Genomic DNA, 22031 nt, shown 5'->3' on the forward strand with positions numbered 1-22031 from the left:
GGATCGTCCGGCCAGGGCCGCGGGTGGGGCCCGACCCCGACCTCGACCCCGACCTCGGCGGCGGGCCGGTCGTCGGATGGCGCACCGGGACCCCTAGCCTCCCTGTCGATGACCACCACCTCCGATCGTCCGGCCCGGTCGCGCCGACGGGCGCTCGCGACGGTCATCGCCGTCCTCGCGATCATCGCAGCCTCGTGCACGGACGAGGGCGACGACGGCGGCGTCGAGGGTGGGACGATCCCGGAGTCCGGCCCGACCGTGACCGTCCCGACCGTGCCACTCGCCGACCTCGACGACCTGTTGGTCCGACGCGTCGAGCGGGCCGGTCTCGCCGGCGCGGCACTGGTCGTGCAGCAGGACGGCGAGCGGTTGCACACCTTCACCACCGGCGCGGTCGACCCGTCGACCCCCCTCCGCCTGGCCGAGAGCGGGATGTGGATCACCGCGGCCACGATCATGTCGCTCGTCGACGACGGTCTCGTGGGGCTCGACCAACCGGCCGGGACCGTGGTGGCGTTCATGTCCGGCGCGCCGCTCGCAACGGTGACCGTGCGCCAGCTCCTGTCGCAGACCTCAGGGCTCCCGGCCTCGATCGAGTGCCCCACCCCCGCCGCCTGCGACGCGGCCATCGCCACCACGACACTCCTCGGTGAGCCCGGGACCGTCTTCACCCTCAGCCCGGTCGGCTACCACGTGCTCGCCCGCGTCGCCGAAGCGGTCACCGGCCGGGACTGGGAGGCGGTCGCCGACGAACGCATCCTCGGTCCGCTGGGTCTGAACGCCACCCGCTTCACCGAACCACCACGGGAACCGAGCGCGGAGGACCCACCCGATGCGGGCCTCCTCGCCGCCGACGGCGTGACCACCGCCGACGACCTCGGCGGGTTCCTCACGATGATCCTCTCCCGGGGCGAGTCGCCCGAGGGGCGGGTGCTCGAGCAGGCCTCGGTCGAGGAGATGGAGCGCGACCAGACCCCGGCGCTCGACACCAGTGCCGAACCCTGGGTGGGCGCGACCGGGATCCCCACGTACGGGCTCGGCGTCTGGCGCGACCGGCTGCGCGGCGACGGCACTTCGCTGGCGTCGATGGTGAGCGCCCCGAACCGCTTCGGCGTCTACCCGTTGGTCGACCGCACCCGCAACGCATGGGCGGTCGTCGCGATCGACGACGACCCCGTCGCCCCTCTCCAGGCCGTGCGCGACTCGGCGGAGGTCGCCCAGTTGATGGCGGCGGCGATCGACACCGACGGCCGCCCGGTCCGTCGTCCGGGCTCGACCATCCCCCGCTGAGGCGCTCAGCGCTCCGCCAGGAGCGCCGCGCCGCCGGCCTCGTCGAGCAGGAACCGGGCCACGTCGCGACCGAGGCGGGGTGCGTCGGCGACGACCCCCTGCACCCGGTGGCGCACCAGCGTGTGGCCGTCCATCGACGCCAGGAGGGCCTCGACGGCGACCGTGGACCCCTCGACGATCGCATGCGCGCCGGCCGGGAGATCGCAGTCGCCGCCGAGCTCGGCGAGGAAGGCCCGCTCCGCGTCGACCGCCGTCCGGCTCGCGGCGTGCTCGATCGCGGCGAGGAGCTCCCCGGTCGGGACGTCGTCGACCCGGCACTCCACGGCGAGCGCCCCCTGGGCGACCTGCGGGAGCATCACCGCGGGCTCGAGCGTCTCGACCCGGTGACCGGCCAGGTCGAGCCCGAGCCGCTCGACGGCCGCGGCGGCCATCACGATGGCGTCGAAGTCGTCGGCCCGGGCGAGCCGGGTGGCGATGTTGCCTCGCAGGCCGGCGAAGGTGAGGTCCGGGCGCAGCCAGGCCAGCTGGGCCCGGCGCCGTACCGACCCGGTGGCCACGATCGCCCCGGGGACCAGCTCGGCGAGCGTCGACCCGACCAGGACGTCGCGGGGGTCGGCGCGCTCGGGGACCGCCGCGAGGCGGAGCTCGTCCGGGGTGCGGGCGGGCAGGTCCTTCCCCGAGTGCACGGCGAGGTCCGCCCGACCGTCGAGAAGGGCGGCCTGCACCTCCTTGACGAACACCCCCTTGCCGCCCATCTCCCAGATGGGGATGTCGAGTCGGCGGTCGGCGACGGTCTCCACCACCACCGCCTCGACCGTCACGTCGATCCCCCGCGCCGCCCCGGCGCCCACGAGCAGCGCGGCGACGTGGTCGGTCTGCCAGCGGGCCAGCGCGCTGCCGCGCGTCGCAGCCCGCAGGTGGACGGCGCTCACCCCGGAGCTCAGAGCGAGAACAGGTCGCGCAGGGCCTCGGAGAGGCGCTCGCCCCTCGGGCTGCCGGCGGCGTCCTTGAGACCCACGGTGGGCTCGTGGAGGAGTTTGGCCACGATGCCCCTCGTCAGGGCCTCGACGGCCTCGGCCTGACGTTCGTCGAGGTCCCCGAGACGGGAGCGGAACCGCTCGATCTCGGCGACGCGCACCTCGTCCCCACGTTCGTGCAGCGCGCTGACGAGCGGCGCCACCTCGCGAGCGGAGCTGACGGCCACGTAGCGGTCCAGCTCTGCGCCGACGAGCGCCCGCACCGCGTCGACCTCGCGTCGGCGCTCGCTCTGGCCGGCCTCGGCGAAGGCTCGCAGGTCGTCCATGTCGAGCAGGGTGACGCCGGGGAGGTCGGCCGCGGAAGGATCGACGTCACGGGGGACGGCGACGTCGACGACGAGCAGCGAACGGCCGGCACGGGTGGCCATGACCCGGGCGATGTCGGCGTGCTCGAGCAGCATCGAGGTGGCACCGGTGCCGGTGAGGAGCACGTCGACCTCGCTCAGCGAACGGTCGAGGTCGGCGAGGCGGATGGCCCGGCCCCCCACGCGGTCGGCGAGCTCCTCGGCCCGGTCGCGGGTGCGGTTGGCGATGCGCACGTCGTCGATGCCCTTGGCGGCCAGGGCGCGGACCATCCCGTCGCCCATCTCGCCGGCGCCGAGCACCAGCACGGACCGGCCCTCCAGCTCGCCGAGGTGCTCGGCGGCCATGGCGACGGCGGCCGTGGAGACCGAAGCCACGTGGCGACCGATGCCCGTCTCGGTGCGGGCCCGCTTGCCGGTCTCGAGGGCGTGGCGGAACAACAGGTTGAGGCGGCTGCCGGCCACCCCCTCCTCCTGGGCCCGCTCCCAGGCGTGGCGGACCTGGCCGAGGATCTCGGCCTCGCCCACCACCGCGGAGTCGATGCCGGAGGCGACGGCGAACAGGTGGGAGGCGGCGGCCGCCCCGTCGTGGACGTAGAGGTGGTCGGCGAAGGCCTCGGGCGGCAGGAAGGCCATCTCGGAGAGGAAGTTGCGCAGGTCGGCGTAGGCCGGGTGGAACTTCTCGGCGACCGCGTAGACCTCGGTGCGGTTGCAGGTGGACAGCACCACCGCCTCGCTCACGTGATCGCGCGACACGACGTCGTGCAGCGCCTTGGGCAGGCGGGCGTCGTCGATGGTGAGCCGCTCGAGCAGGTCGAGGGGCACGGTGCGGTGGTTCAGGCCGATGACGACGACAGACACGCCTGGAGGCGCTCCTTGGCTTCGGCGAGGCGGCCCTCGCGGATCAGGTCCAGCATTCCCGAATCGAGCGCCCCCTGCCAGTCCAGGCCCTCGGTCGACCTGCCTTCGGCACGGAGCCGTTCCCTCTCCTCCGACAGCACGTCGATCAAGGCGAGGTACTCGACACCGAATTCTGCCGTGAACCGGCGTCGCAACCACGTCGCCAACGCCGGCGACCGGCCTCCTGTGGCGAACGTCACGAGCAGCGGGCCCTGACGGACGCGGCTGGGGAGGGTGAACGCGCAGTTGGCGGGGTCGTCGGCGGAGTTGACCCAGACCCCGTGGGCCTCGCCCTCGACGAAGACCTGCCGGTTGACGGCGGGGTCGCTGGTGGCGGTCACCGCGAGGCGGTAGCCGGCCACCTCGCCGGCCTCGTAGGGGCGCCGGTGGCACGTCACGTCGAGGGCGGCGAGCTCGTCGACGACCTCGGGGGCCACGACGTCGACGACGGCCCGGCAGGCCACCAGCTCGCGGGCCTTCTGGAGGGCGACGGGGCCGCCCCCCACGACCAGGCAGCGTCGGCCGGCGACGACCAGGTTGACCGGGTACAGCGGCTCCTCGACGGGCACGTCAGCGCCGCCCCGTCGGGGGGACGGTCGCCGGACGGGGACCGTCGCCGGCACCGGGATCGTGGTCGGGGTCGGGGTCGGGCCGGTGGCCGTTGGTGCCCCCGACCCCTCCGTCGAGCCCGTCCCGCTGGCGGTAGAAGCTGAGGATCTGGAGCTCGAGGGCGAGGTCGACCTTGCGCAGCAGCGCCGGCGGCTCGACGGTGACGACCGCAGGGGCGAAGTTGAGGATCGAGGTGACGCCGGCGTCGACGAGGCGGTCGGCCACGTCCTGGGCGACGTTGGCGGGGGTGGCGACGATCCCGATGGCGATGCCGTGCCCGGCCACGAGGTCGGGGAGCTCGTCGAGGTGGTGGATCCGGTGGCCGGCGAGCGTCGTGCCCACCTTGGTGCGGTCGGCGTCGACGAGCGCCGCCACCGGGAACCCGCGCTCGCCGAACCCGCCGTAGTTGGCGAGGGCCGCACCGAGGTTGCCCATCCCGACGATGACGACGGGCCAGTCCTTGGTGAGGCCGAGGGCGCGGCTCATCTGGAACAGCAGGTACTCGACGTCGTAGCCCACGCCGCGGGTGCCGTAGGTCCCGAGGTAGGAGAGGTCCTTGCGCACCTTCGCGGCGTTCACGCCGGCCAGCTCGGCGAGGCGCTCGGAGGAGACCGTCGCGACCTGGGCGTCGCGCATCTCGGCGAGGGTGCGCAGGTAGACGGGGAGCCTGGCCACCGTGGCCTCGGGGATGCGACGACGGCTGCGATCCACGGAACCGACGCTACCGACCTCGTGCCCGGGTTCACAAAGTCGCATGGTCCCGGGGCGCCGCCCGCGAAGGGCCCCTCAGCGCAGGACCCGGCGCAGCACCTTGCCGGTCATGCCGACGGGGAGCTGGTCGACCACGGCGAACTCCGAGGGGCACTTGTACCGGGCGAGGTGGTCGCGACAGAACTCCCGCAACTCGGCCGGATCCAGCTCCGCGCCGATGGTGGGCACCACCCACGCCTTGACGGCCTCGCCGGTGGCGTCGTCGGGCACCCCCACCACGGCGGCCGCCTCGACGGCGGGGTGCTCGACGAGCACGTCCTCCACCTCCCCGGGGAACACGTTGAAGCCCGAGACGATGACGAGCTCCTTGGCCCGGTCGACCAGGAAGATGTTCCCGTCCTCGTCGACGACCGCCATGTCGCCGGTGCGCAACCAGCCGTCGGGGGTGAGGGCACGCGCCGTGGCCTCGGGGTCGTTCCAGTAGCCGACGAACACGTTGGGGCCGCGCACCCAGATCTCGCCCGGGTCGTGCTGGAGCGCGGGCTCGCCGTCGACGTCGACGATCCGGATCTCGACGCCGGCCAACGGGACCCCCACCGACCCGGCCGGCGACTCGACCTCGGTGCTCGAGGTGACGACGGGGGAGGTCTCGGTGAGGCCGTAGCCCTCGGCGATGTCGAGGCCGAACCGCTCGAGGCACGCCTCGGCGACGTCGAGGGGGAGCTTCGCGGCGCCCGAGGTCGCCACCCTGACCGTGACGAAGGCGTCATCGGCCACGTCGACGGCGCGGGCCCACGCCGCCCACATCGCCGGTGCGCCGGCCACGTGCGTGACCCGGTGGCGCACGACGAGGCGCGCCGCCTCCTCGGCGTCGAACCGGTCGCACAGCACGACCTTCGTCCCGGTCTGCAGCCCGAGGTGCAGGACCACGTTGAGGCCGAAGACGTGGAACAGGGGCAGGACGCCGAGGCTCACGTCGCCGACGCGGGGCCGCCGGTTCTCGAGCGACGAGATCTGGGCCAGGTTCGACAGGAGGTTGCCGTGGGTGAGCATCGCCGGGCGGGGTGCGCCGGCCGTGCCGGAGGTGAACAACAGCACCGCCAGGTCGTCGGACTCCCGGGGGACGATCGGCACGGGCTCGGCGGCCAGGAGGTCGTCCCACTCGGGGCTCCCGCCGATGACCACGGTGCGCAGGTCGGGGCAGCGGCGGCACTCCATGGCCGCCTCGGCGACGGCCGGGTCGGCCACCAGGAGGACGGCGCCGGTCACCTCGATCTCGTGGGCGAGCGCCGGGGCGGGCGCCAGCGGGTTCAGCGGCACGGTGACCGCACCGAGCCCGACCGCGGCGAGGTGCGCCACGACGAAGGTCACGTCGTTGCCACACGCCACGGCGACCCGGTCGCCGGGCTCGACGCCGAGCCCGGCGAGCCCACGTCGGGCGGCGGCCACCAGGGCTCGCAGCTCACCGAAGGTCGTCTCGACATCGTCGACGACGAGGGCGACGGCCTCCTCAGGGTGCGGTTCGGCGATCGTGGCCAGGTTCACGTGTCCCCCTCGCGCCCGCTCGGGGCGCAACCCCTCGCCGATCCCTCGTCGGCCCGGGAGAGCGTAGTGAACCCGGGGCATCGAGCAGGATTCGGGGCCGGGACGGCCAGACTGTGACGGTGAGTGCCGCCATCGTCACCGAGGGGCTGACCCGCGCCTTCGCCCACGGACGGGCGGTGGACGGCGTCTCGCTGGAGGTCGAGCGGGGGCAGGTGCTCGCGCTGCTCGGCCCCAACGGCGCCGGGAAGACGACGACGGTGCGCCTGCTCGACGGGGTGCTGCTGCCCGACGCCGGCCGGTCCGCCGTCCTCGGCCTCGATCCGGTCACCCAGGGGGAGGAGGTCCGCCGCCGCACCGGTGTGCTCACCGAGAACGCCGGGCTCGACGACCGGCTCACCTCGCTCGAGAACCTCGCGTACGTGGCCCGGGTCCGGGGGTACGGGCGCACCGAGGCCCGGAAGCGCTCCATGGAGCTGCTGGAGCGCTTCGGGATGGCCGACCGGGCCGGGGACCTCACCCAGGGCTTCTCGACGGGGCAGCGCAAGCGGGTGGCCCTGGCCAGAGCGCTGCTGCACGACCCCGAGCTGCTCTTCCTCGACGAACCGACCTCGGGCCTCGACCCCGCCGGCACCCGCGACGTGATCGACCTGATCGGCGAGATGGCCGCCGAGGGACGCACGATCGTCCTGGCCACCCACTTCCTCGGCGAGGCGGGACGCCTCGCCGACCGGATGGCGGTGCTGCACCACGGACGCCTCCGGGCGTTCGGCGCACCCGGGGAGCTCGCCGCCGGCCTCTGGTCGGGGGTCGGCGCCGAGCTCGACCTCGGCGCCGAGGCCACCGCCCCGACCGTCGAGGCCCTGCGGGCGGTGCCGGGGGTCCAGGGCGCCTTCACGCACCCGGGTGGTGCCCGGCTGGTCGTCGACGACCGCGAGGTCCTCCCCCGCGTCGTCGCCACCGCCGTCGGCCTCGGCCTCGACGTCTACGGCGCCGCCGTGCGGACCCCCTCGCTCGAGGACGTGTACTTCGCCATCGAACGACGCATCGCCGACGAGGACGGCGAAGTCGTGACCGACGGCTTCGCACCGCGGGCGGACCCGGACGGCCTGACCGGGTCCCGCCCGCTCGACGGAGCGAACCGGTGACGCCGGTCGACCGCCACGCAGTGGCCACGATCGTCGGCCGCGACCTCCGGGCGGTGAGCCGGTCGAAGGCGATCGTGCTGCCGATGGTCCTCGTCCCGGCCCTGCTGCTGTTGGCGCTGCCGTTCTCGATCGGGCTGATCGCCCGGTCGGTGCCGAGCGACCAGGTCGACACCGCCCTCGACTCCCCGCTCCTCTCGGGCCTCGTCGACCCGATCCTCTCGCTGCCCGAGAAGGAGCAGCTCATCGTCTTGGTGCTCGGCTACCTGCTCCCCCCGTTGCTGCTCGTCATCCCCCTGATGGTGTCGGCGGTGCTGGCCGCCGACGCGTTCGCCGGGGAGAAGGAGCGCCGCACGCTCGAGGTGCTGTTGCACCTCCCGGTGAGCGACCGCGACATGTTCGTGGCCAAGGTCCTGTCGGCGTTCCTCCCTGCGGTGGCGATCACGTGGCTGGGCGCGATCGTGTTCGCGGTCATCGGCAACGTGGTGGCCTGGCCCGTGATGGGGCGCGTCTTCCTGCCCTACGACCAGTTCTTCGTCATGGTCGTGTGGGTCGGCCCCGCGGTGGCGCTGCTCGCCCTGGGACTGCTGGTGGTCGTGTCGTCCCGGGCCAAGACCACCCAGGAGGCCAACCAGCTCGGCGGTGCGGTCATCCTCCCGCTCATCTTCGTCGCCGCCGCGCAGGCCTCGGCGCTGCTCCTGCTCCCGCCGCTGGGCGTGGCGCTGGTGGGCGGGGTGCTGTGGGTCGTCGCCGGGGGGCTGTTGTGGCTCAACAGCCGCCGCTTCACCCGGGACCGACTCGCCGCCCGGGCATGACCCTCCGGCTCAGCGGGCCAGGACGAAGAGCTGGAGCGTGGCCGCGCCGAGGATGACGAGCAACAGGACGCCGAGGGCGATGACGGTTCCGGGCCTCATGGGGTGGCCTCCTCGCCGGCGGCGCGGCGGATCGAGAGGGTGACAGGGGTGACGAAGCCGGGACGATCGGCGCCGTCGAGGGAGCGGATGCTCACGCCGGATCCGGCCCGCAACCCGAGCTCCCGGGCGGCCGAGTCACGGTCGAAAGCCAGGGCGACGAGCCCGTAGGAGTCCGTCACGAGGCCCACCTCCCCGGGGGCTACCCGGGCGAACGTGTCGGCGCGGTGACCGGTGTGGTGGACCCCGTCGACGACGACGGCGACGCGCTCGTCGAACCCTTCGAGCTCCTCGGGTTCGACGTTGAGCTGTGCGTTGCCGTACCGGTCGACCCACAGCACCTCGGCGACGAGCTCGCCGTCCTCGTGACGGCTCAGGGGCACGAGCCCCGGCATCAACGTGACCGGGTCGACCAGCGGCCCGAGGTCGGTGAGCGCCACACCCCGGGCCAGGTGCGCGGCGGCCGGGCCGAACACGTCACGACCGTCGAACGTGGCGGCACCGGTGTCGAGGCGGTGCTCCTCGGAGCGCAGCTCGACGGCGCGGGTGGCACCGCCGCACATCGCCACCGCCGGGGCCAGGAGGCCGTTGTCGGGCCCCACGAGCACCGAGGCGCCCTCGCCGACCTCGACGGCGATCGGGCGGCGGGTGGTGCCCACGGCCGGGTCGACCACGGCGAGCACGACGCCCGGGCAGAGGAACTGGGCGCTGCGGGCGAGGGTGAGGGCCCCGGCCCGCACGTCGTAGGGGTGGATGTCGTGGGTCAGGTCGATCACCGCCACGTCGGGGGCGATCGACCGGATGACCGAGTGGACGACCCCGACGAACTCGTCGACGCGGCCGTAGTCGGACAGGAAGGTGATGGTGTCGTAGCGCGGCGCCATGTCGCCGCCGAGGGTACCGGCCCGCGTCCCCGGTCCCCGATGCCGACGTCGTCAGCCCCGGCCGAGCTCGGCGGAGCGTTCGGTGGCCGCGGCGACGGCTTCGAGGACCGTGGCCCGCAAGCCGCCCGTCTCGAGGACCCGCAGGCCGGCCGCGGTGGTCCCGCCCGGGGAGGTGACCGCGGCGCGCAGCGCCGCGGCGTGCTCGTCGCTCGACTCGAGCAGGCGGGCCGAGCCGAGCAGGGTCTGCACGGCCAGCACCTCGGCCACCTCCCGGCTGAGCCCCACCAGCACGCCGGCCTCGATGAGGGCCTCGGCCATCAGGAAGACGTAGGCGGGACCCGAGCCCGACAGACCGGTGACCGCGTCGAGCTGCGACTCGGCGACCTTCACCGCCACGCCGACGGCCCCGAGGATCGACAGGGCCCACTCGACGTCGTCGGGGTCGGCGCTCGTCCCGCCGGCCACCGCCGAGGCCCCCGCCCCGATCACCGCCGGGGTGTTGGGCATCGCCCTGACGACCGCCACCCCGCCGCCCAGGGCGGCCTCGATCGCCGGGGTCCCGACGCCGGCGGCGATCGACACCACTCGGCGCACGCCCGCCAGCGCCAGCTCGTGGCAGGTCTCGGCGACGTCACCGGGCTTGACGGCCAGGAGGGCGCCGTCGCAGGCCACTGGTCGATCGAGCACGGCCACCCCGGGGAAGGCGGCGCGCAGCGTCGTGCGGCGGTCGTCGAGGCGCTCGACCACGGCGAGGTCGTCGGACGCCGCCCACCCGGCGGCGAGCAGTCCCCCGAGGAGCGCCTCGCCCATCTTCCCGCCGCCGACGATCTGCAGTCGCACCATGGCGCCGACGCTAGTGCTCTGCCAGGAGCCGGTCTCCCGGCAGGGCACTCCCGCTGCGTCGCCGGGCTGGACCGGTCCTCGTGGCGTACGGCATCGACCACGGGGGCCCAGGCGTCGATGGCGTCCGGTCCCGGAGGCCCCGCAGCGCGGGAGCGATGATGCTCGCCGTGCTGCGCCGGACCGGTCGGCGCGGAGACTCGGACCAGATACCCTCGGGGGTATGCAGACCGCAGTGCGCTCCCCGGTGCGGTTCGGAGGCCTGGACCCGTGACGGCGCGTGGAGCGCTCCGGATCCTGATCCCTGCGGCCCTCGTCGGCGCAGGTGTGTGGTGGTTGACGACCAGAGGTGCCATCGGCGCACTGACGGCGGTCACCGCCGCCGGGCTGATCGCCGTGGCGAGGAGAAGAGGCAACCGGACCCGGACCGTCACGGGCCGCAACGGTCCTCCGTCCCCGGACGGCCGTCCGACGCCCGTCGCTCCCCGACAGGACCCGGACGGCGCGGTGTTGGAGCGCCACCGCACCACCGCCGAAGCCGACCTGATGACCGCCTCCGGGGGTGCTCCCCTGTGCCGCATCGGCGAGCAGCCGGGCGCGGGCTCGGTCAAGTACGTCGAGGGCCGATGTGCGGCGTTGGACGAGATCGAGCGCGACCTGCGGCGCCGTCCTGACACGACGGCCCGGGCGACGACGGAACAGGTGCTGGCGAAGTGGGAGGACACCCGGCGCGCCGCGGGGCAGCAAGGGACGGCGTGGGCTGCGTACCGCAGCGGCGGCATCGACGAGCTGCGAAGCCTCGTCGACGACCTCGACGCCCTCGACGACCTCGACGCCCTCGACGCCCTCGATGACCTCGGAGCCCGCTGATCCCGGCGAGCGGCGGATGTCGGACTCCCTATCCGATGAGGAGTTGATCCCACGCCGCGACCATCCCCGCAGAGACCTGAGGGGCGACGGGGAGCGCCGTCCCCGAGGTCGCCCGTGGCGAGCTTCGATCCTCGAGCGGCGTGGGCCCTCCGGGTGGCGGAGACCTCGACCTCTGCCGTGCGAAGGCCCGGGCGCCGACCGTCTTCCCCGATCGGCCGGCGACCCGGGCCGACACCGACCCTAGATCCGGATGACCTCAAAAGCAATGAAAAGTGCTGAAACTACGCCGAATCGCCGGTGAAGCGGGAGGCGAACCCGATTCGCAGCGCCGGGAGGAAGAACCGTTCCACGTACGCGTAGAGCGAACCGAGGATGCGGTCGAGCTCCCCCTCGTCGACGGCATGGACGGGCAACGACCCCTCGAGGAAGACGGCGTCCTCCTCGCCGATGACGAACGCGGCACCGGTCAGTCGGCGGTTGCGGCGCAGGAGGTGCTCGTAGAAGCGGGCGTGGTCCTCCTCGGGGGCCGGCATCACGTAGGTCTCGTAGTGGAGCGTGCGCTGGCGCAGCGTGAACCAGATCGTGAAAACGTCCTTCGACTCGCCGAGGACCCGGACGTACCAGCGCCGCTCCCCCGGCTCGCCCCGCTCCACCGCGGCGACCACCGGGTTCTCGTCGAGCTGGGTGCGCAGCCACGCGTCGATGCGGGCCTCGAGCGCGTCGAGCGTCGGTCCGTCGGCGATCTCGTCGGCCACCGTTCAGCCCCGATCGGGAACGGCGCTCAGCACCGGACGGGCTCGCGAGAGGTGAGATCGGCGTAGAGGCGCCGCAGACGGGCCGCACTGGTGGACCAGGTGTACCGCCGGGCCCGCGACGCGGCGGCCTCCGCCATCAGGGACGCCCGGGCGGAGTCGGCGAGGACCTCACCCACGGCGGCGGCGTAGTCCGCCGGGTCCCGGGTGTCGACGAGCAGGCCGGTGGCGCCGTCGACCACGAGGTTCAACAGGCCCCCGACCGCCGCCGCCACCACCGGCGTGCCGCAGGCCGCCGCCTCGAGGGCCACGAGGCCGAAGGACTCCGACCGGCTCGGCACGACGCACACGTCGGCGGCCCGGTAGTAGGTGGAGAGCAGGTGGTGGGGCTGGGGATCCACGAAGCGCACGCGGTCGGCGAGACCGTGGCGATCGACGAGCTCGAGCGCCGCGGCGAGCTCGGCATCGCCGTCGGCGCCGCTCGGCCCGCCCACCACCACGAGGACGGCGTCGGGATGGGCCGCCGAGAGCGCGGCCAGCGCCTCGATCGCGACCCCGACGCCCTTCAGGGGCTGGATCCGGCCCACGAAGAGCAGCACCGGGTGGGCGCCCAGCCCGAGCGCGGCCCGCGCACCGGCGCGGTCGCCCGGCGAGAAGAAGGCGTGGTCGACTCCGGGTGGCACGATCTCGATCCGCTCGGGTCGGGCGCCGTACAACTCGACGAGCTGTTCGACCTCGGCCTCGCAGTTGGCGAGAATCGCGTCGGAACAGGCGATCACCTCGGTCTCGGCGTCGACCCGTCGATCGGGCTCGGGGTCGCCGGTCTCGGCCTTGACCCGCGCCAGGGTGTGGAACGTGGCGACGAGGGGCAGCGACAGCTCGTGCTTGAGACGGTGCCCGGCCAGGCCCGAGAGCCAGTAGTTGGCGTGGATGGCATCGGGTCCGTCCCGGCGGGCCAGGTGGCGGGCGACGGCGTCGGTGTAGGCGTCGACGACCTCGGGCAGGTGCTCCTTGGCCAGCTCCGACGGACCGGCGTCGATGTGCACCACCCGGAAGCCCGGCTCGACGTCGACCACCTCGGGGAGGTCGTCGGCCCACCGTCGCACGTACACCTCGGTGCGCACGCCGGCCTGGGCGAGCGCCGCCACGAGCTCGCGCACGTAGACGTTCATGCCCCCGGAGTCGCCGGAGCCCGGCTGAGCCAACGGGGAGGTGTGCAGCGACAGGACGGCGAGGGAGCGCACGCTGCCAGGCTACGGGGAGTCGCTGCCAGCGCCGCCCGGGGGCACCCGGCTCACTCGGGTCGTGACGAGAGGGCGCCGTCGACGGTGGCGGCTCCGCTGCGGTAGCGCTCGGCGAGCTCGCCGTTCAGGGCGTCGATCTCACGGTGCAACTGCTGGCGGCGGTCGGACACCCGCCGTTCCAGCGCATCGAGCTCGCCGGCGAGGGCCACGAGCGCGTCGTTGGTCGCCGACGGCAGCTCGGCCACGAGCGCCCCGCCCTGGGTGAGCCGGTCGAGCTCGGCGGCCATCTCCGGGTCGACCGATGACGGCTCGAGGGACCGCGGGAGACGCCCCCCGGCCCCGCCCCGACCGGTCTCGGTGAGCACCTCGGGGAGCTGCTCGACGAGGGTCGCCAGGTCGCGCTCGTCGCCGGCGGCACGGTGCTCGAGCTCGGCACGCACCAGGTCGAGGGGACCCTGGACCAGGCGGCGCAGGTAGGACAGTCCCGTCTCGGTGGTCACGGCGTCGTCTCGGCGGGCCCGGAGCTCGCCGAGGTCGAGACCGGCGAGGTCGTCGTCGCCGCGCTCGGCGCTCAGGTCGGTTTCGGGTGTCATGGGCTCTCCTCTGGCCGACCGCCCGGCACACGGCGAAGGGCCGCAGTGTACGGCACCGGGATCGTCCGGTCGCCGTCCCCCGGCCGGCACGACCCTCGGCACGACCACCGGGACGTCAGGAGGTGTAGTCCCAGAGCATCCACGCCCACAGCGGGCCCGTCACGATCCACGAGTCGAGTCGACGCAGGGCGGGTCCGACGGCGGTGGCGGTGGGGACCAGCGCCGCGGCCACCAACGGGCCGAGCGGCGCGGTGGCGGCGACCAGACCTCCGAAGACCCACGCCGCCGTGGTGTCGAGGACGCCCAGCTGGTACACGGCCACCCCGAAGGTCAGCACCAGCACCGCGGCGATCCCGGCCGCCGGCCCCTCGATGCGGCTGCCCGCTCCCGTCCCCACCAGGTAGTCCCCCATCTCGTAGCCGCTGATCAACAGCAACAGCACGACGAAGGTGGTGACGTCGGTTCGGGCCACGAGCACCGCGGACGCCGCGACCAGCCCCGGAAGGATGCCCGCCCGCACGACGACGCCGCCCAGCCCGAGCACCGCGGGGCGTCCGCCGCCGATGCGGTGGCGGCGCTCGCGATCAGCGAGCACCGCGGCGACGAGCGCCCCGACGACGGCGATCAGCACGACCAGACCCACCAGCGCGATCCCGAACGCCGCCGAGATCGGCAACAGCGCGGCCGACGACGCGGCGGCAGCGCGCACCGCGGTGGCGCGCGCCTCGCGCCAGGCGGCCACCGTCTGGAGCGCGGCGACCGCGGCCACCCCGGCGAAGAGGAGGGCGAGCGGGACCAGGCCCAGGTAGGCGGAGAGCACGGCGACGACGAACCAGACGACGCCGACCCGGCCCCGGGGACCGGTGGGCTGCTCGCCGGCGACGACGCGCTCGATCCACGCCGGCGCCGCGCCGAACGGGTCGGACCGCGACCGTCGACCGGCCGGGGCGGGCGAGGTGCCGTCGTCACGGGCCAGGGCGCGACGGCCCGACCGGGGGGTCATCGCCGCGTCCGTGGCCCCGCCTCCGGGTCGGCTCCCCCCGAGACGGGCGGGAGCACGGCGACCTCGTCGTCCTCGCCGACGGGCTGGCCCGGCTCGGCGGGCTCGCCGTTGCACCAGATCCGGCTGTGCTCCACCACGGCGGCGAAATCGTCGCCGAACCGGACGACGGCCTCGGCCACCACGGCGGCGACGGTGGCGCCGGGGACGTCGGCGCGGGCGGTGCCGGCCGCGTCGCGGGCGCCGGCGAACAGGCGGAGGCGAGGCACCGTCGAAGGTTAGTGGCGCCCTCCTCCCGGGCCCGGCGTCGGTGGTGTCCGACCCGGCCACTACCGTCCTGCGTCGATGACGTCCCTGCTGCTCGTGCGACACGGCCAGTCCGAGTGGAACGCCCTGGGGCGGTGGCAGGGGCGTGCCGACCCCCCGCTCACCGAGCTGGGTCGCCGCCAGGCGTTTCACGCCGCCGCCCGCGTCGGGTCGGTCGACGTCATCTGCGCCTCCCCCCTCCAGCGGGCGCTCGACACCGCCCGGATCATCTCCGAGCAGCTCGGCGTCGGGCCGGTGGTGGTCGACCCCGACCTCGCCGAGCGCGACGCCGGGGAGTGGCAGGGCCTCACGAGGGTCGAGATCGAACAGCAGTGGCCCGGCTACCTCGCCGCCGATCGACGCCCGCCCGGCTACGAGGTCCACGAGACGTTGCTGGCCAGGGCCCGCGGCGCCCTCGACCGCATCCACCACGAGTTCGAGGGCGGCGAGGTGCTCGTCCTCACCCACGGCGGTCTCATCGGCGCAGTGGAGCACGACGCCGGCCTGCCCTGGGAGCGCATGCCCAACCTCGGCGGCCGATGGGTCGCCCACCACGGCGACCACCTCGCGGTCGGCGATCGACTGGTCCTCGTCGACGACGACGAGCTGACCGTCCCGACCCAGATCTGATCGAGGGAGGTGGCCCGGGTGGCCGTCCCGTACAGCGAGTACCCCGTCGACATCGTGCGCAGCAGCCGGCGCCGCAAGACCGTGCAGGCCCAGGTCGTCGACGGTCGCATCAGGGTCCTGGTCCCCGCCCGGCTCACCCGCCGCGAGGTCGACGAGTACGTCACCGACCTCGTGGCGCGACTCGATCGGCGCCGCCGGCCGGCCGACGACGCCGCACTCGTGGCCCGGGCCGCCGAGCTGAGCCGCCGCTACGACCTTCCCCGGGCGGGGTCGGTGCGCTGGGTGGGCAACCAGCGCACCCGGTGGGGCTCGTGCACGGTCGCCACGGGCGACATCCGCCTGTCCGACCGGATGGTCGACTTCCCCCAGTTCGTCGTCGACTACGTCCTCGTGCACGAGCTGGCCCACCTCGTGGAGGCGAACCACTCCCGCCGCTTCCACGAGCTCGTGAACCGTTTCCCCCGCGCCGAGCGGGCCACCGGCTACCTGCTGGCCCGGTCCGACGCGGCGGCCGACGGTCGCCCCGGGGAGGCCGACCCCCTGATCGACTGAGCGGCCGCGGGGCCGGCGGTCAGCCCTCGGACCGGCGCCCCGCCCGCCACGCCGCCTCGGCCCTCCCGAGGGCGGTGACCGGCGGCGTCGCGCTGCGGTACTCCTGGAGGATCCCCCGCCAGCGGTTGCGTCCGCCGAGACGGCCCAGGAGGGCGCTCATCCCCCACACCACCCGGTCGAGGAGCACGAACCCGGCCGGCATGTCGAGCGCGGCGATGACGTCGGCGTTCGGGCCGCGGACGTCGAGGAGGGTGGCCAGCGCCTCACCCACGTAGTCCGTCGTGAACGTGTACTCGTCCACGAGGTAGGCCCGGTACGGGGAGCTGACCACCGCGAAGACCCGGTCGGCGTCGAGACCGTGCCCGGGGTGCAGGAAGCCGGCCGCCTCCATGGCCGCCACGACACCGGGCGCGTCGTGGGCCAGCACGTGGTCGATGGCCGGGGCGAGCCGTTCCCACTCCCCCGGGGCGAAGGCCTTGACGAGCCCGAAGTCGAGGAAGGTCACCGATCCGTCGGCGTGGAAGCGGTAGTTCCCGGGGTGCGGGTCGGCGTTGAACACCCGGTGCTCGTGCAGGGAGCCCTGCACGAACCGGAACACCACCTCCGCCGCCCGCTGGCGGACCGCCGGCGGGGCGTCGGCGCGGAACTCCTCGAAGGTGAGCCCGTCCACCCACTCCGACGTCAGGACCCGCCGGGTGGTCCTCTCGGCCACCACGGCGGGGATGCGGACGAACGGGTGACCGTCGTACCGTGCCGCGAACCCGGCCTGGGCCTCGGCCTCGGCGAGGTAGTCGAGCTCGTCGGCCATCCGGGCTCGCAGCTCGTCGACCAGACCCCGGGTGTCGAGCCCTGGGTACGCGAACGCCGCCGCGAGGGCGTAGAGCCGGTCGGCCTGGTCGAGGTCGCTGGCGATGGCCCGGTCGACCCCCGGGTACTGGACCTTCACCGCGACCTCCCGGCCGTCGGGCATCACCGCCCGGTGGACCTGGCCGATGGAGGCCGCCGCCACCGGCACCCGGTCCCAGTCGAGGAACAGCGACGTGACGTCGGCACCGAGCTCGTCGGCCACCACCTGCTCAGCGAGGCTGGGAGCCATCGGCGGCGCGTTCTGGTGCAGCTGGGCCAGGGCCTCGCGGGCTTCGGGGGGCAGGGCATCCGCGGCGAAGCCGAGCATCTGGCCGAGCTTCATGACCGCGCCCTTCATCTCCCCGAACTCGCGGGCCACGTCGGTGGCGCTGCGCACCGCGAAGCGCTCCTCGAGCTCACGCCGGCGACGTTCGTCGGCGCCGACGCCCCGCACCCGCACCGCTGCGTAGTGGCCGGCCCGCCGGGCCGTCAGGCGGACGATCCGGGCCTGGCGGGCCAGCCGCTCCCGGCGCTCCCGGCGCTCCCGGCCGTGCGGAGCCGACCAGCGATCGAGGGGTCCCGGCGCACCGTCGACCACGGGCCCGCCGGGGGTCCGACCGACGAGGACGATGGAGAGGCCGAAGGGGAGGTCCCGGTGCCGCAGGGCCCACCGCTCCAGCGTCGCGAACCCGGTCAGGACACGATCGACCGCCGGGCTGAACGAGCTGGCCTCCTCGGCGGTGGGCGGCGTGAGGCGGCGCAGCGGGGTGCGCCGGAGGAGCGCCGCGGGCGGCAGCAGGAAGGAGTAGTAGTAGGTGCACCGGTCGACGACGAGACCGGCGTCGCGGGCCGTCCGCCTGAGGCGGGCCGCGGTGTAGCGGCGACGGTGGGCGGCCCACTCGTCGTGGTCGCTCCACAGCCACTCGTAGGCGGGGACGGTGAGCAGGACCGGCGAGCCCGGTCGGCAGACCCGCACGTACTCCTCGAGGGCGGCGACGTCGTCGTCGAGGTGCTCGACGACGTCCATGCTGACGAGCGCCCCGAAGGTGGCGTCCGGGAAGGGAAGGTGCTCGGCGAGGGAGCGCAGCACGCGTGGACGAGGGGAGCGGCGGATGGCGTGGGCGAGGGCACGGGAGGAGAGGTCGGTCCCGATGGCGGCCCGGGCCCCGACGGCTTCGAGCACGTCGAGGGACTCGGAGGTACCGCACCCCACGTCGAGGGCCGTCACGTCGGGGCCGAGTCGGTCGGCGAGGAGCTGTGCGAGCAGCTGCCGTCGGCCCTGGTACCACCAGTGCGACTCGACCGAGGAGGCCATGACCTCGAAGTAGGCGTCGTCGGGTTGCGCGTCGACCCCGTGGGTCACGCCGGGATGGTCGGCCGGGGCGGGTCCGGCGTGGCGCTCGTTCATGTGGGGGCGGTGGCCAGCACGACGCAGTGCGGGTGGGGATAGCCGTGATCGAGTCGCTTCACCATCGTCGTGCACCCGCGCCGCGCGAGCTGGTCGGCGATGGCGCGGGGATCGGCGAAGGCCACGTGGTCGCCCTCGGTGATGCGCAGCACCCGTGTGGCGGCCAGCTCCTGCACGGTGGCCAGGCGGGCCTTCCACACGGGGTACCGGTCGATCTCCTTCACGACCAGCAGGCCACCGGGGGCCAGGACGTCGACGCAGTCGTCGAGGAGCCGGCGGCGTCCCTCGGCGCCGAGGAGGTAGAGCACGTCGGCGATGACGATCGAGCGCCACCCGCCCTCGATCCGGGGCAGGGAGTCGCCCACGACGGCGAAGCGGACGTCGGCCTCGTCGGGGGCGAGGTGGGCGGCTGCCGCGTCGGCGACCGCGATCTTCCCGGCATCGACGTCGATCCCCAGCACGGTCCGGGCCCGGCCGGCGACGGCGAGGTAGCAGCTGAACAGCCCGTGCCCACAGCCCACTTCCAGGATCGACCCGGCGAGGGGGACCTCGAGCTCGAGGTCGGCGAACGGGGCGCTCCACCACCGCAGTCGGGTGTGGAGGCGATCGCCCCGTGGGGCGTCGTCGTACAGCGAGAGCGTCCGTCGCGCCGCCGGCGAGCGGGGCCCCTTCACGGGGCGCTCCCCCCGGCCGGGCCGGCCCCGGGGAGGTCGGCGAAGGTGCCGAGCCTGAACCCCAGCTCGTCGACGGCGGTGCGCACCGTCGCCGATCGGAGGGCGGCGTACTCGTCGTCCCACCGGTAGGACCAGCGGTAGCGGGCCCGGTCCGGGTCGCCGGGGCGTCCGGGGTGGGTGGCCAACTCGGCGGTGGGGGCGCCCGTGGCGGCGAGACGCGAGAGCGCCGCGACCATGGCGGGAAGGTCGAGGTGGCCGGCCTCGTCGAGCCCGGTCGAGGCGCCGGTGCACGCCCACCCCCGCTGGTGGAGGAGGCGTTCGAGGCGGGTGGCGAGACGGGACACGGTGCGCCCGACCACCCCCCGTCCGCTCGACCGGGTGACCCGGACGACGTTGACGCCGTGGCGGTCGCCGAGGTCGAGCACGACGTCGGCGACCATCGGCCAGAGGTGGAGGTTCTGGTGGGTGTCGAGGTGGTCGACGACGACGCCCGCCCCGCGGATCGCCTCGAACTGGGCCTCGAACTCCCGGCGCAGGTCGTCGGGGTCGATCCGCCCGGCGGCGGCACGGGGCAGGAAGACCCGCCAGGACGGCCAGAGGCGGCCGCGGCCGTCGACCAGGGTGGGCACCTCGGCGGCGGACAGGAGGGGGGGGTCCTCGCCCACGGCGGCGAGGTGGGCGCCGCACCCCAGGGCGGGGGCGTCGGCCAACCACGCTGCGGTCGTGGCGAACGCCGGGGCCAACGCGAGCACGGACGTCGACGTGACGATCCCGTGCCGGTGGGCGTCGAGGATCGCGGCGGCGACGCCCTCCGTGAGGCCGTAGTCGTCGGCGTTGACGATCAGCAGCGGCCGCCGGGGAGCCGTCACCGGACCGGCCGGCGCACGGACTCCGGGAGGGGCTCGAGGGCCTCGAGCTCGGTGCGCAGCTGCAGCATCTCGCGGACGATCGCCGCGATCACGGCGTTGGAGGACAGCGTCGAGATCCCCCGCGTGCGGGGGAAGTAGTCGACGCCGAACTGGACGATCGAGAAGCCCATCTTCTGGGCCCGGGCGAGGAGCTCGACATCGATGAACGAGCCCTCGCTGCGCAGCTCGACGTGGTCGAGCACCCGCTGCCGAACCAGCTTGAACGCGAAGTTGACGTCGCGGATGCGCAGGCCGAACATCGCCTGGACGAGGTGGTTGTACGCGTAGCTGTACACCAGTCGGCGAAGACCCTCGCCGGTCCTGTCGAACCGGTAGGCGCTCACGATGTCGGCGTCGTAGATCCGGGCGAGGCGTACGGCCTTGGCGGTCTCGGCCATGTCGAAGGGCAGGTCCGCGTCGGTGTAGAGCACCAGCTCACCCCGGGCGTGCGCGAAGCCGGTGCGCAGCGCTCCGCCGAGGCCGCGGTTCACGGGGTGGTGGACCACGGAGATCCGCGGATCCTCGGCGGCCATGGCGTCGGCCATGGCCCCGGTCGCGTCGGTCGAGGCATCGTCGACGAGGATCAGGTCGTAGGCGCCGATCTCCCCGGCGTCGACGAGCGCGTCACCGGCCTCGAAGCCCGCCGCGACGGCCCGCTCGACGGAGGCCTCCTCGTTCCACATCGGGTAGAAGACCGTGAGGCTCTCGAAGTGAGGTCCCGCGCTCTCGGCCATACGGTCAGGCAACGTAGTAGCCACGGGCGAACGCGAACGCCCACCCGCAGAGCAACAGGGCGCTCACCGGGAGCCAGATGCGCCGGAGCAGCGGACGATCGGCGAGCACCAGCGCGGCTGCGGCGATGCACGGGAACGCCGGGAGCAGGTAGCGGCCCACGCCCTGGAAGTCCTTGCTCCCGAGCAACGGGACGGCGATGATCCCGGCGGCGTAGACCGCATAGCCCCAGCCGATACGCCGCCACACCACGACGAGCAGCGCGACGAAGACCAGGATCAGCACGGCCTGGAGGACGAGGCCGAGCGTGTACAGGGTGTCCTTCCACGCGTCGATCCCGGCGTCGCCACCGAGCCAGGCCTCGACGTAGCCGGGCAGCCGGGTGACGCGCTGGAGGAAGGTCACCTTGAACCAGGTGTGCGGGCCGGTCCCCTGGTCCCACCCCGGCGCCTGCTGGACGGCCTGGAAGGCCAGCGGCTCGTCGAAGGTCCGCCCGAGGTAGGCCATCCACCCGAGGAGGCCGGCGGCGGACAGCAGGACGCCGGCGTCACCGGGGCGCAACGAGGTGAGGTCGACCCGCAGTCCCGTGCCGTCGGCGCGGCGACGCAGCACCTCGCGGCGCATGGCCAGCACGGCCACGAGGCCGAGCACGACGGCGATGCCGGCGGGGCGCGCCGCCGTCGCCACCGCCCCGGCCAGGCCGGCCAGGACGGGGTGGCCCCTCTCGAGCGCGACGAAGGCGAGGAGGGCCGCGAGGAGGAACAGCGCGTCGGCGTAGACCGCCCCGAAGAGGAACCAGGCGTAGGGGTAGACGACGAGCACCACCACGGCGAGCCGGGCGGTCCGGGGGCCGAGGCGGTCGGAGCACCACCGGTGGAACACCACCACCGCTCCGGCGCCGCAGGCGGCGGTGACGAACGTGCCGAGGAGGGGCACGGGCAGGCCGGTGAGGGCGTGCAAGGCCCGCAAGACCATCGGGTAGGCGGGGAAGAAGGCCACCGGCGACTGCTGCAGGGGTCCCGCGTAGCTGTACCCCTGGGTGGCGATGACGTCGTACCAGCCGGCGTCGAAGCGGAACCAACCGCCGAGGAGGTCGGAGCCGGTGTAGACGGGGGGCACGGCGTTGTAGAGGCTCACGACCCCGTCGCGGGCTCCGAACCAGACCACGCCGACGAGCACCACCCACATCCCGGCGAAGAGGGCCAGCGGCTGGCGCCACGACCACTCGGCGCCCCCGACGACCGAGGACCGCGACCCGTCGTTCCCGGGGGGCGGGTCCGACGCCGGCCGGCCGCGGTCCGCGGCGTCGGCGGGTGCCTGGCTCATGGCGTGACGGTACTCGCCG

23 protein-coding genes are annotated in these 22031 nt (G+C 74.2%); 6 read left to right on the plus strand and 17 right to left on the minus strand.

Annotation, left to right across the window (positions count from 1 at the left end; translation table 11 throughout):
* Positions 1-108 precede the first annotated feature (108 nt).
* Positions 109-1290, plus strand: a complete 1182-nt coding sequence (locus MUE36_02520; protein ID MCU0309802.1) for a beta-lactamase family protein — start codon at positions 109-111, stop codon at positions 1288-1290.
* 5 nt (positions 1291-1295) lie between these two features.
* Here the strand turns inward: MUE36_02520 and hemC are convergent, their stop codons facing one another.
* From hemC to MUE36_02545, 5 genes are all read right to left on the minus strand, one after another.
* Positions 1296-2222, minus strand: coding sequence for a hydroxymethylbilane synthase (hemC, locus tag MUE36_02525; GenBank protein ID MCU0309803.1), 927 nt, complete (start codon positions 2220-2222; stop codon positions 1296-1298).
* A gap of 8 nt (positions 2223-2230) precedes the next feature.
* Complete coding sequence (locus tag MUE36_02530) at positions 2231-3490, minus strand: glutamyl-tRNA reductase (GenBank protein ID MCU0309804.1); 1260 nt, start codon at positions 3488-3490, stop codon at positions 2231-2233.
* The gene (locus tag MUE36_02535) at positions 3466-4098 is read right to left on the minus strand and encodes a bifunctional precorrin-2 dehydrogenase/sirohydrochlorin ferrochelatase (GenBank protein ID MCU0309805.1); all 633 of its coding nucleotides are present in this window, start codon (positions 4096-4098) and stop codon (positions 3466-3468) included. The genes MUE36_02530 and MUE36_02535 overlap by 25 nt, the downstream gene beginning before the upstream one ends.
* A gap of 1 nt (position 4099) precedes the next feature.
* The gene (locus MUE36_02540) at positions 4100-4849 is read right to left on the minus strand and encodes a redox-sensing transcriptional repressor Rex (protein ID MCU0309806.1); all 750 of its coding nucleotides are present in this window, start codon (positions 4847-4849) and stop codon (positions 4100-4102) included.
* A 75-nt stretch (positions 4850-4924) separates the two neighbouring features.
* Positions 4925-6394: an AMP-binding protein gene (locus MUE36_02545; protein ID MCU0309807.1), complete on the minus strand. Its 1470-nt coding sequence runs from the start codon at positions 6392-6394 to the stop codon at positions 4925-4927.
* Between the two features lie 119 nt (positions 6395-6513).
* Here MUE36_02545 and MUE36_02550 point away from each other — a divergent pair, with 119 nt between their 5' ends.
* Complete coding sequence (locus MUE36_02550; protein MCU0309808.1) at positions 6514-7539, plus strand: ABC transporter ATP-binding protein; 1026 nt, start codon at positions 6514-6516, stop codon at positions 7537-7539.
* Complete coding sequence (locus MUE36_02555; protein ID MCU0309809.1) at positions 7536-8351, plus strand: ABC transporter permease subunit; 816 nt, start codon at positions 7536-7538, stop codon at positions 8349-8351. Before MUE36_02550 ends, MUE36_02555 begins: the two co-directional genes overlap by 4 nt.
* Before the next feature lie 95 nt (positions 8352-8446).
* Here MUE36_02555 and MUE36_02560 read toward each other — a convergent pair whose 3' ends face one another.
* A complete protein-coding gene (locus MUE36_02560) occupies positions 8447-9331 on the minus strand; it encodes an SAM-dependent chlorinase/fluorinase (GenBank protein MCU0309810.1) in 885 nt (294 codons plus the stop codon).
* 51 nt (positions 9332-9382) lie between these two features.
* Positions 9383-10174, minus strand: a complete 792-nt coding sequence (proC, locus tag MUE36_02565; GenBank protein ID MCU0309811.1) for a pyrroline-5-carboxylate reductase — start codon at positions 10172-10174, stop codon at positions 9383-9385.
* A gap of 267 nt (positions 10175-10441) precedes the next feature.
* On the opposite strand from proC, the gene MUE36_02570 reads away from it, so the two are divergent.
* The gene (locus MUE36_02570) at positions 10442-11041 is read left to right on the plus strand and encodes a hypothetical protein (protein ID MCU0309812.1); all 600 of its coding nucleotides are present in this window, start codon (positions 10442-10444) and stop codon (positions 11039-11041) included.
* A gap of 281 nt (positions 11042-11322) precedes the next feature.
* Here MUE36_02570 and MUE36_02575 read toward each other — a convergent pair whose 3' ends face one another.
* The 5 genes from MUE36_02575 to MUE36_02595 form a co-directional block, all read right to left on the minus strand.
* The gene (locus MUE36_02575; GenBank protein MCU0309813.1) at positions 11323-11796 is read right to left on the minus strand and encodes a YbjN domain-containing protein; all 474 of its coding nucleotides are present in this window, start codon (positions 11794-11796) and stop codon (positions 11323-11325) included.
* A gap of 26 nt (positions 11797-11822) precedes the next feature.
* A complete protein-coding gene (locus MUE36_02580) occupies positions 11823-13037 on the minus strand; it encodes a glycosyltransferase (GenBank protein ID MCU0309814.1) in 1215 nt (404 codons plus the stop codon).
* 50 nt (positions 13038-13087) lie between these two features.
* Complete coding sequence (locus MUE36_02585; protein ID MCU0309815.1) at positions 13088-13630, minus strand: hypothetical protein; 543 nt, start codon at positions 13628-13630, stop codon at positions 13088-13090.
* A gap of 115 nt (positions 13631-13745) precedes the next feature.
* The gene (locus MUE36_02590; protein MCU0309816.1) at positions 13746-14633 is read right to left on the minus strand and encodes a hypothetical protein; all 888 of its coding nucleotides are present in this window, start codon (positions 14631-14633) and stop codon (positions 13746-13748) included.
* Positions 14630-14899 (minus strand): MoaD/ThiS family protein, encoded by a 270-nt coding sequence (locus MUE36_02595; GenBank protein MCU0309817.1) that lies wholly within the window; start codon positions 14897-14899, stop codon positions 14630-14632. Before MUE36_02595 ends, MUE36_02590 begins: the two co-directional genes overlap by 4 nt.
* A gap of 76 nt (positions 14900-14975) precedes the next feature.
* Here MUE36_02595 and MUE36_02600 point away from each other — a divergent pair, with 76 nt between their 5' ends.
* Positions 14976-15566, plus strand: coding sequence for a histidine phosphatase family protein (locus MUE36_02600; GenBank protein ID MCU0309818.1), 591 nt, complete (start codon positions 14976-14978; stop codon positions 15564-15566).
* Positions 15567-15584: 18 nt separating this feature from the next.
* Positions 15585-16118 (plus strand): M48 family metallopeptidase, encoded by a 534-nt coding sequence (locus tag MUE36_02605; GenBank protein ID MCU0309819.1) that lies wholly within the window; start codon positions 15585-15587, stop codon positions 16116-16118.
* Between the two features lie 19 nt (positions 16119-16137).
* Here the strand turns inward: MUE36_02605 and MUE36_02610 are convergent, their stop codons facing one another.
* From MUE36_02610 to MUE36_02630, 5 genes are read right to left on the minus strand one after another with little or no spacing between them, the layout of a single operon-like run.
* A complete protein-coding gene (locus MUE36_02610; GenBank protein ID MCU0309820.1) occupies positions 16138-18327 on the minus strand; it encodes an AarF/UbiB family protein in 2190 nt (729 codons plus the stop codon).
* Positions 18328-18368: 41 nt separating this feature from the next.
* A complete protein-coding gene (locus MUE36_02615) occupies positions 18369-19046 on the minus strand; it encodes a class I SAM-dependent methyltransferase (protein MCU0309821.1) in 678 nt (225 codons plus the stop codon).
* Positions 19043-19915 (minus strand): ChbG/HpnK family deacetylase, encoded by an 873-nt coding sequence (locus MUE36_02620; GenBank protein MCU0309822.1) that lies wholly within the window; start codon positions 19913-19915, stop codon positions 19043-19045. Before MUE36_02620 ends, MUE36_02615 begins: the two co-directional genes overlap by 4 nt.
* Positions 19912-20688: a glycosyltransferase family 2 protein gene (locus MUE36_02625; GenBank protein MCU0309823.1), complete on the minus strand. Its 777-nt coding sequence runs from the start codon at positions 20686-20688 to the stop codon at positions 19912-19914. Before MUE36_02625 ends, MUE36_02620 begins: the two co-directional genes overlap by 4 nt.
* A 4-nt stretch (positions 20689-20692) precedes the next feature.
* On the minus strand, positions 20693-22012 hold the full coding sequence (locus MUE36_02630; GenBank protein ID MCU0309824.1) for a hypothetical protein: 1320 nt from the start codon (positions 22010-22012) through the stop codon (positions 20693-20695).
* Positions 22013-22031: the final 19 nt, after the last annotated feature.

The organism is Acidimicrobiales bacterium (genome assembly GCA_025455885.1).
In the GTDB taxonomy this organism is placed as follows: Bacteria; Actinomycetota; Acidimicrobiia; order Acidimicrobiales; family Acidimicrobilacustridaceae; genus Rhabdothermincola_A.

What these genes read in the sequence shown, in the direction of transcription:
- MUE36_02520 (MCU0309802.1), top strand. Translation starts at nt 109, where the DNA reads ATGACCACCACCTCCGATCGTCCGGCCCGGTCGCGCCGACGGGCGCTC.
- MUE36_02560 (MCU0309810.1), bottom strand. Translation starts at nt 9,331, where the DNA reads ATGGCGCCGCGCTACGACACCATCACCTTCCTGTCCGACTACGGCCGC.
- proC (MCU0309811.1), bottom strand. Translation starts at nt 10,174, where the DNA reads ATGGTGCGACTGCAGATCGTCGGCGGCGGGAAGATGGGCGAGGCGCTC.
- MUE36_02585 (MCU0309815.1), bottom strand. Translation starts at nt 13,630, where the DNA reads ATGACACCCGAAACCGACCTGAGCGCCGAGCGCGGCGACGACGACCTC.
- MUE36_02590 (MCU0309816.1), bottom strand. Translation starts at nt 14,633, where the DNA reads ATGACCCCCCGGTCGGGCCGTCGCGCCCTGGCCCGTGACGACGGCACC.
- MUE36_02600 (MCU0309818.1), top strand. Translation starts at nt 14,976, where the DNA reads ATGACGTCCCTGCTGCTCGTGCGACACGGCCAGTCCGAGTGGAACGCC.
- MUE36_02625 (MCU0309823.1), bottom strand. Translation starts at nt 20,688, where the DNA reads ATGGCCGAGAGCGCGGGACCTCACTTCGAGAGCCTCACGGTCTTCTAC.
- MUE36_02630 (MCU0309824.1), bottom strand. Translation starts at nt 22,012, where the DNA reads ATGAGCCAGGCACCCGCCGACGCCGCGGACCGCGGCCGGCCGGCGTCG.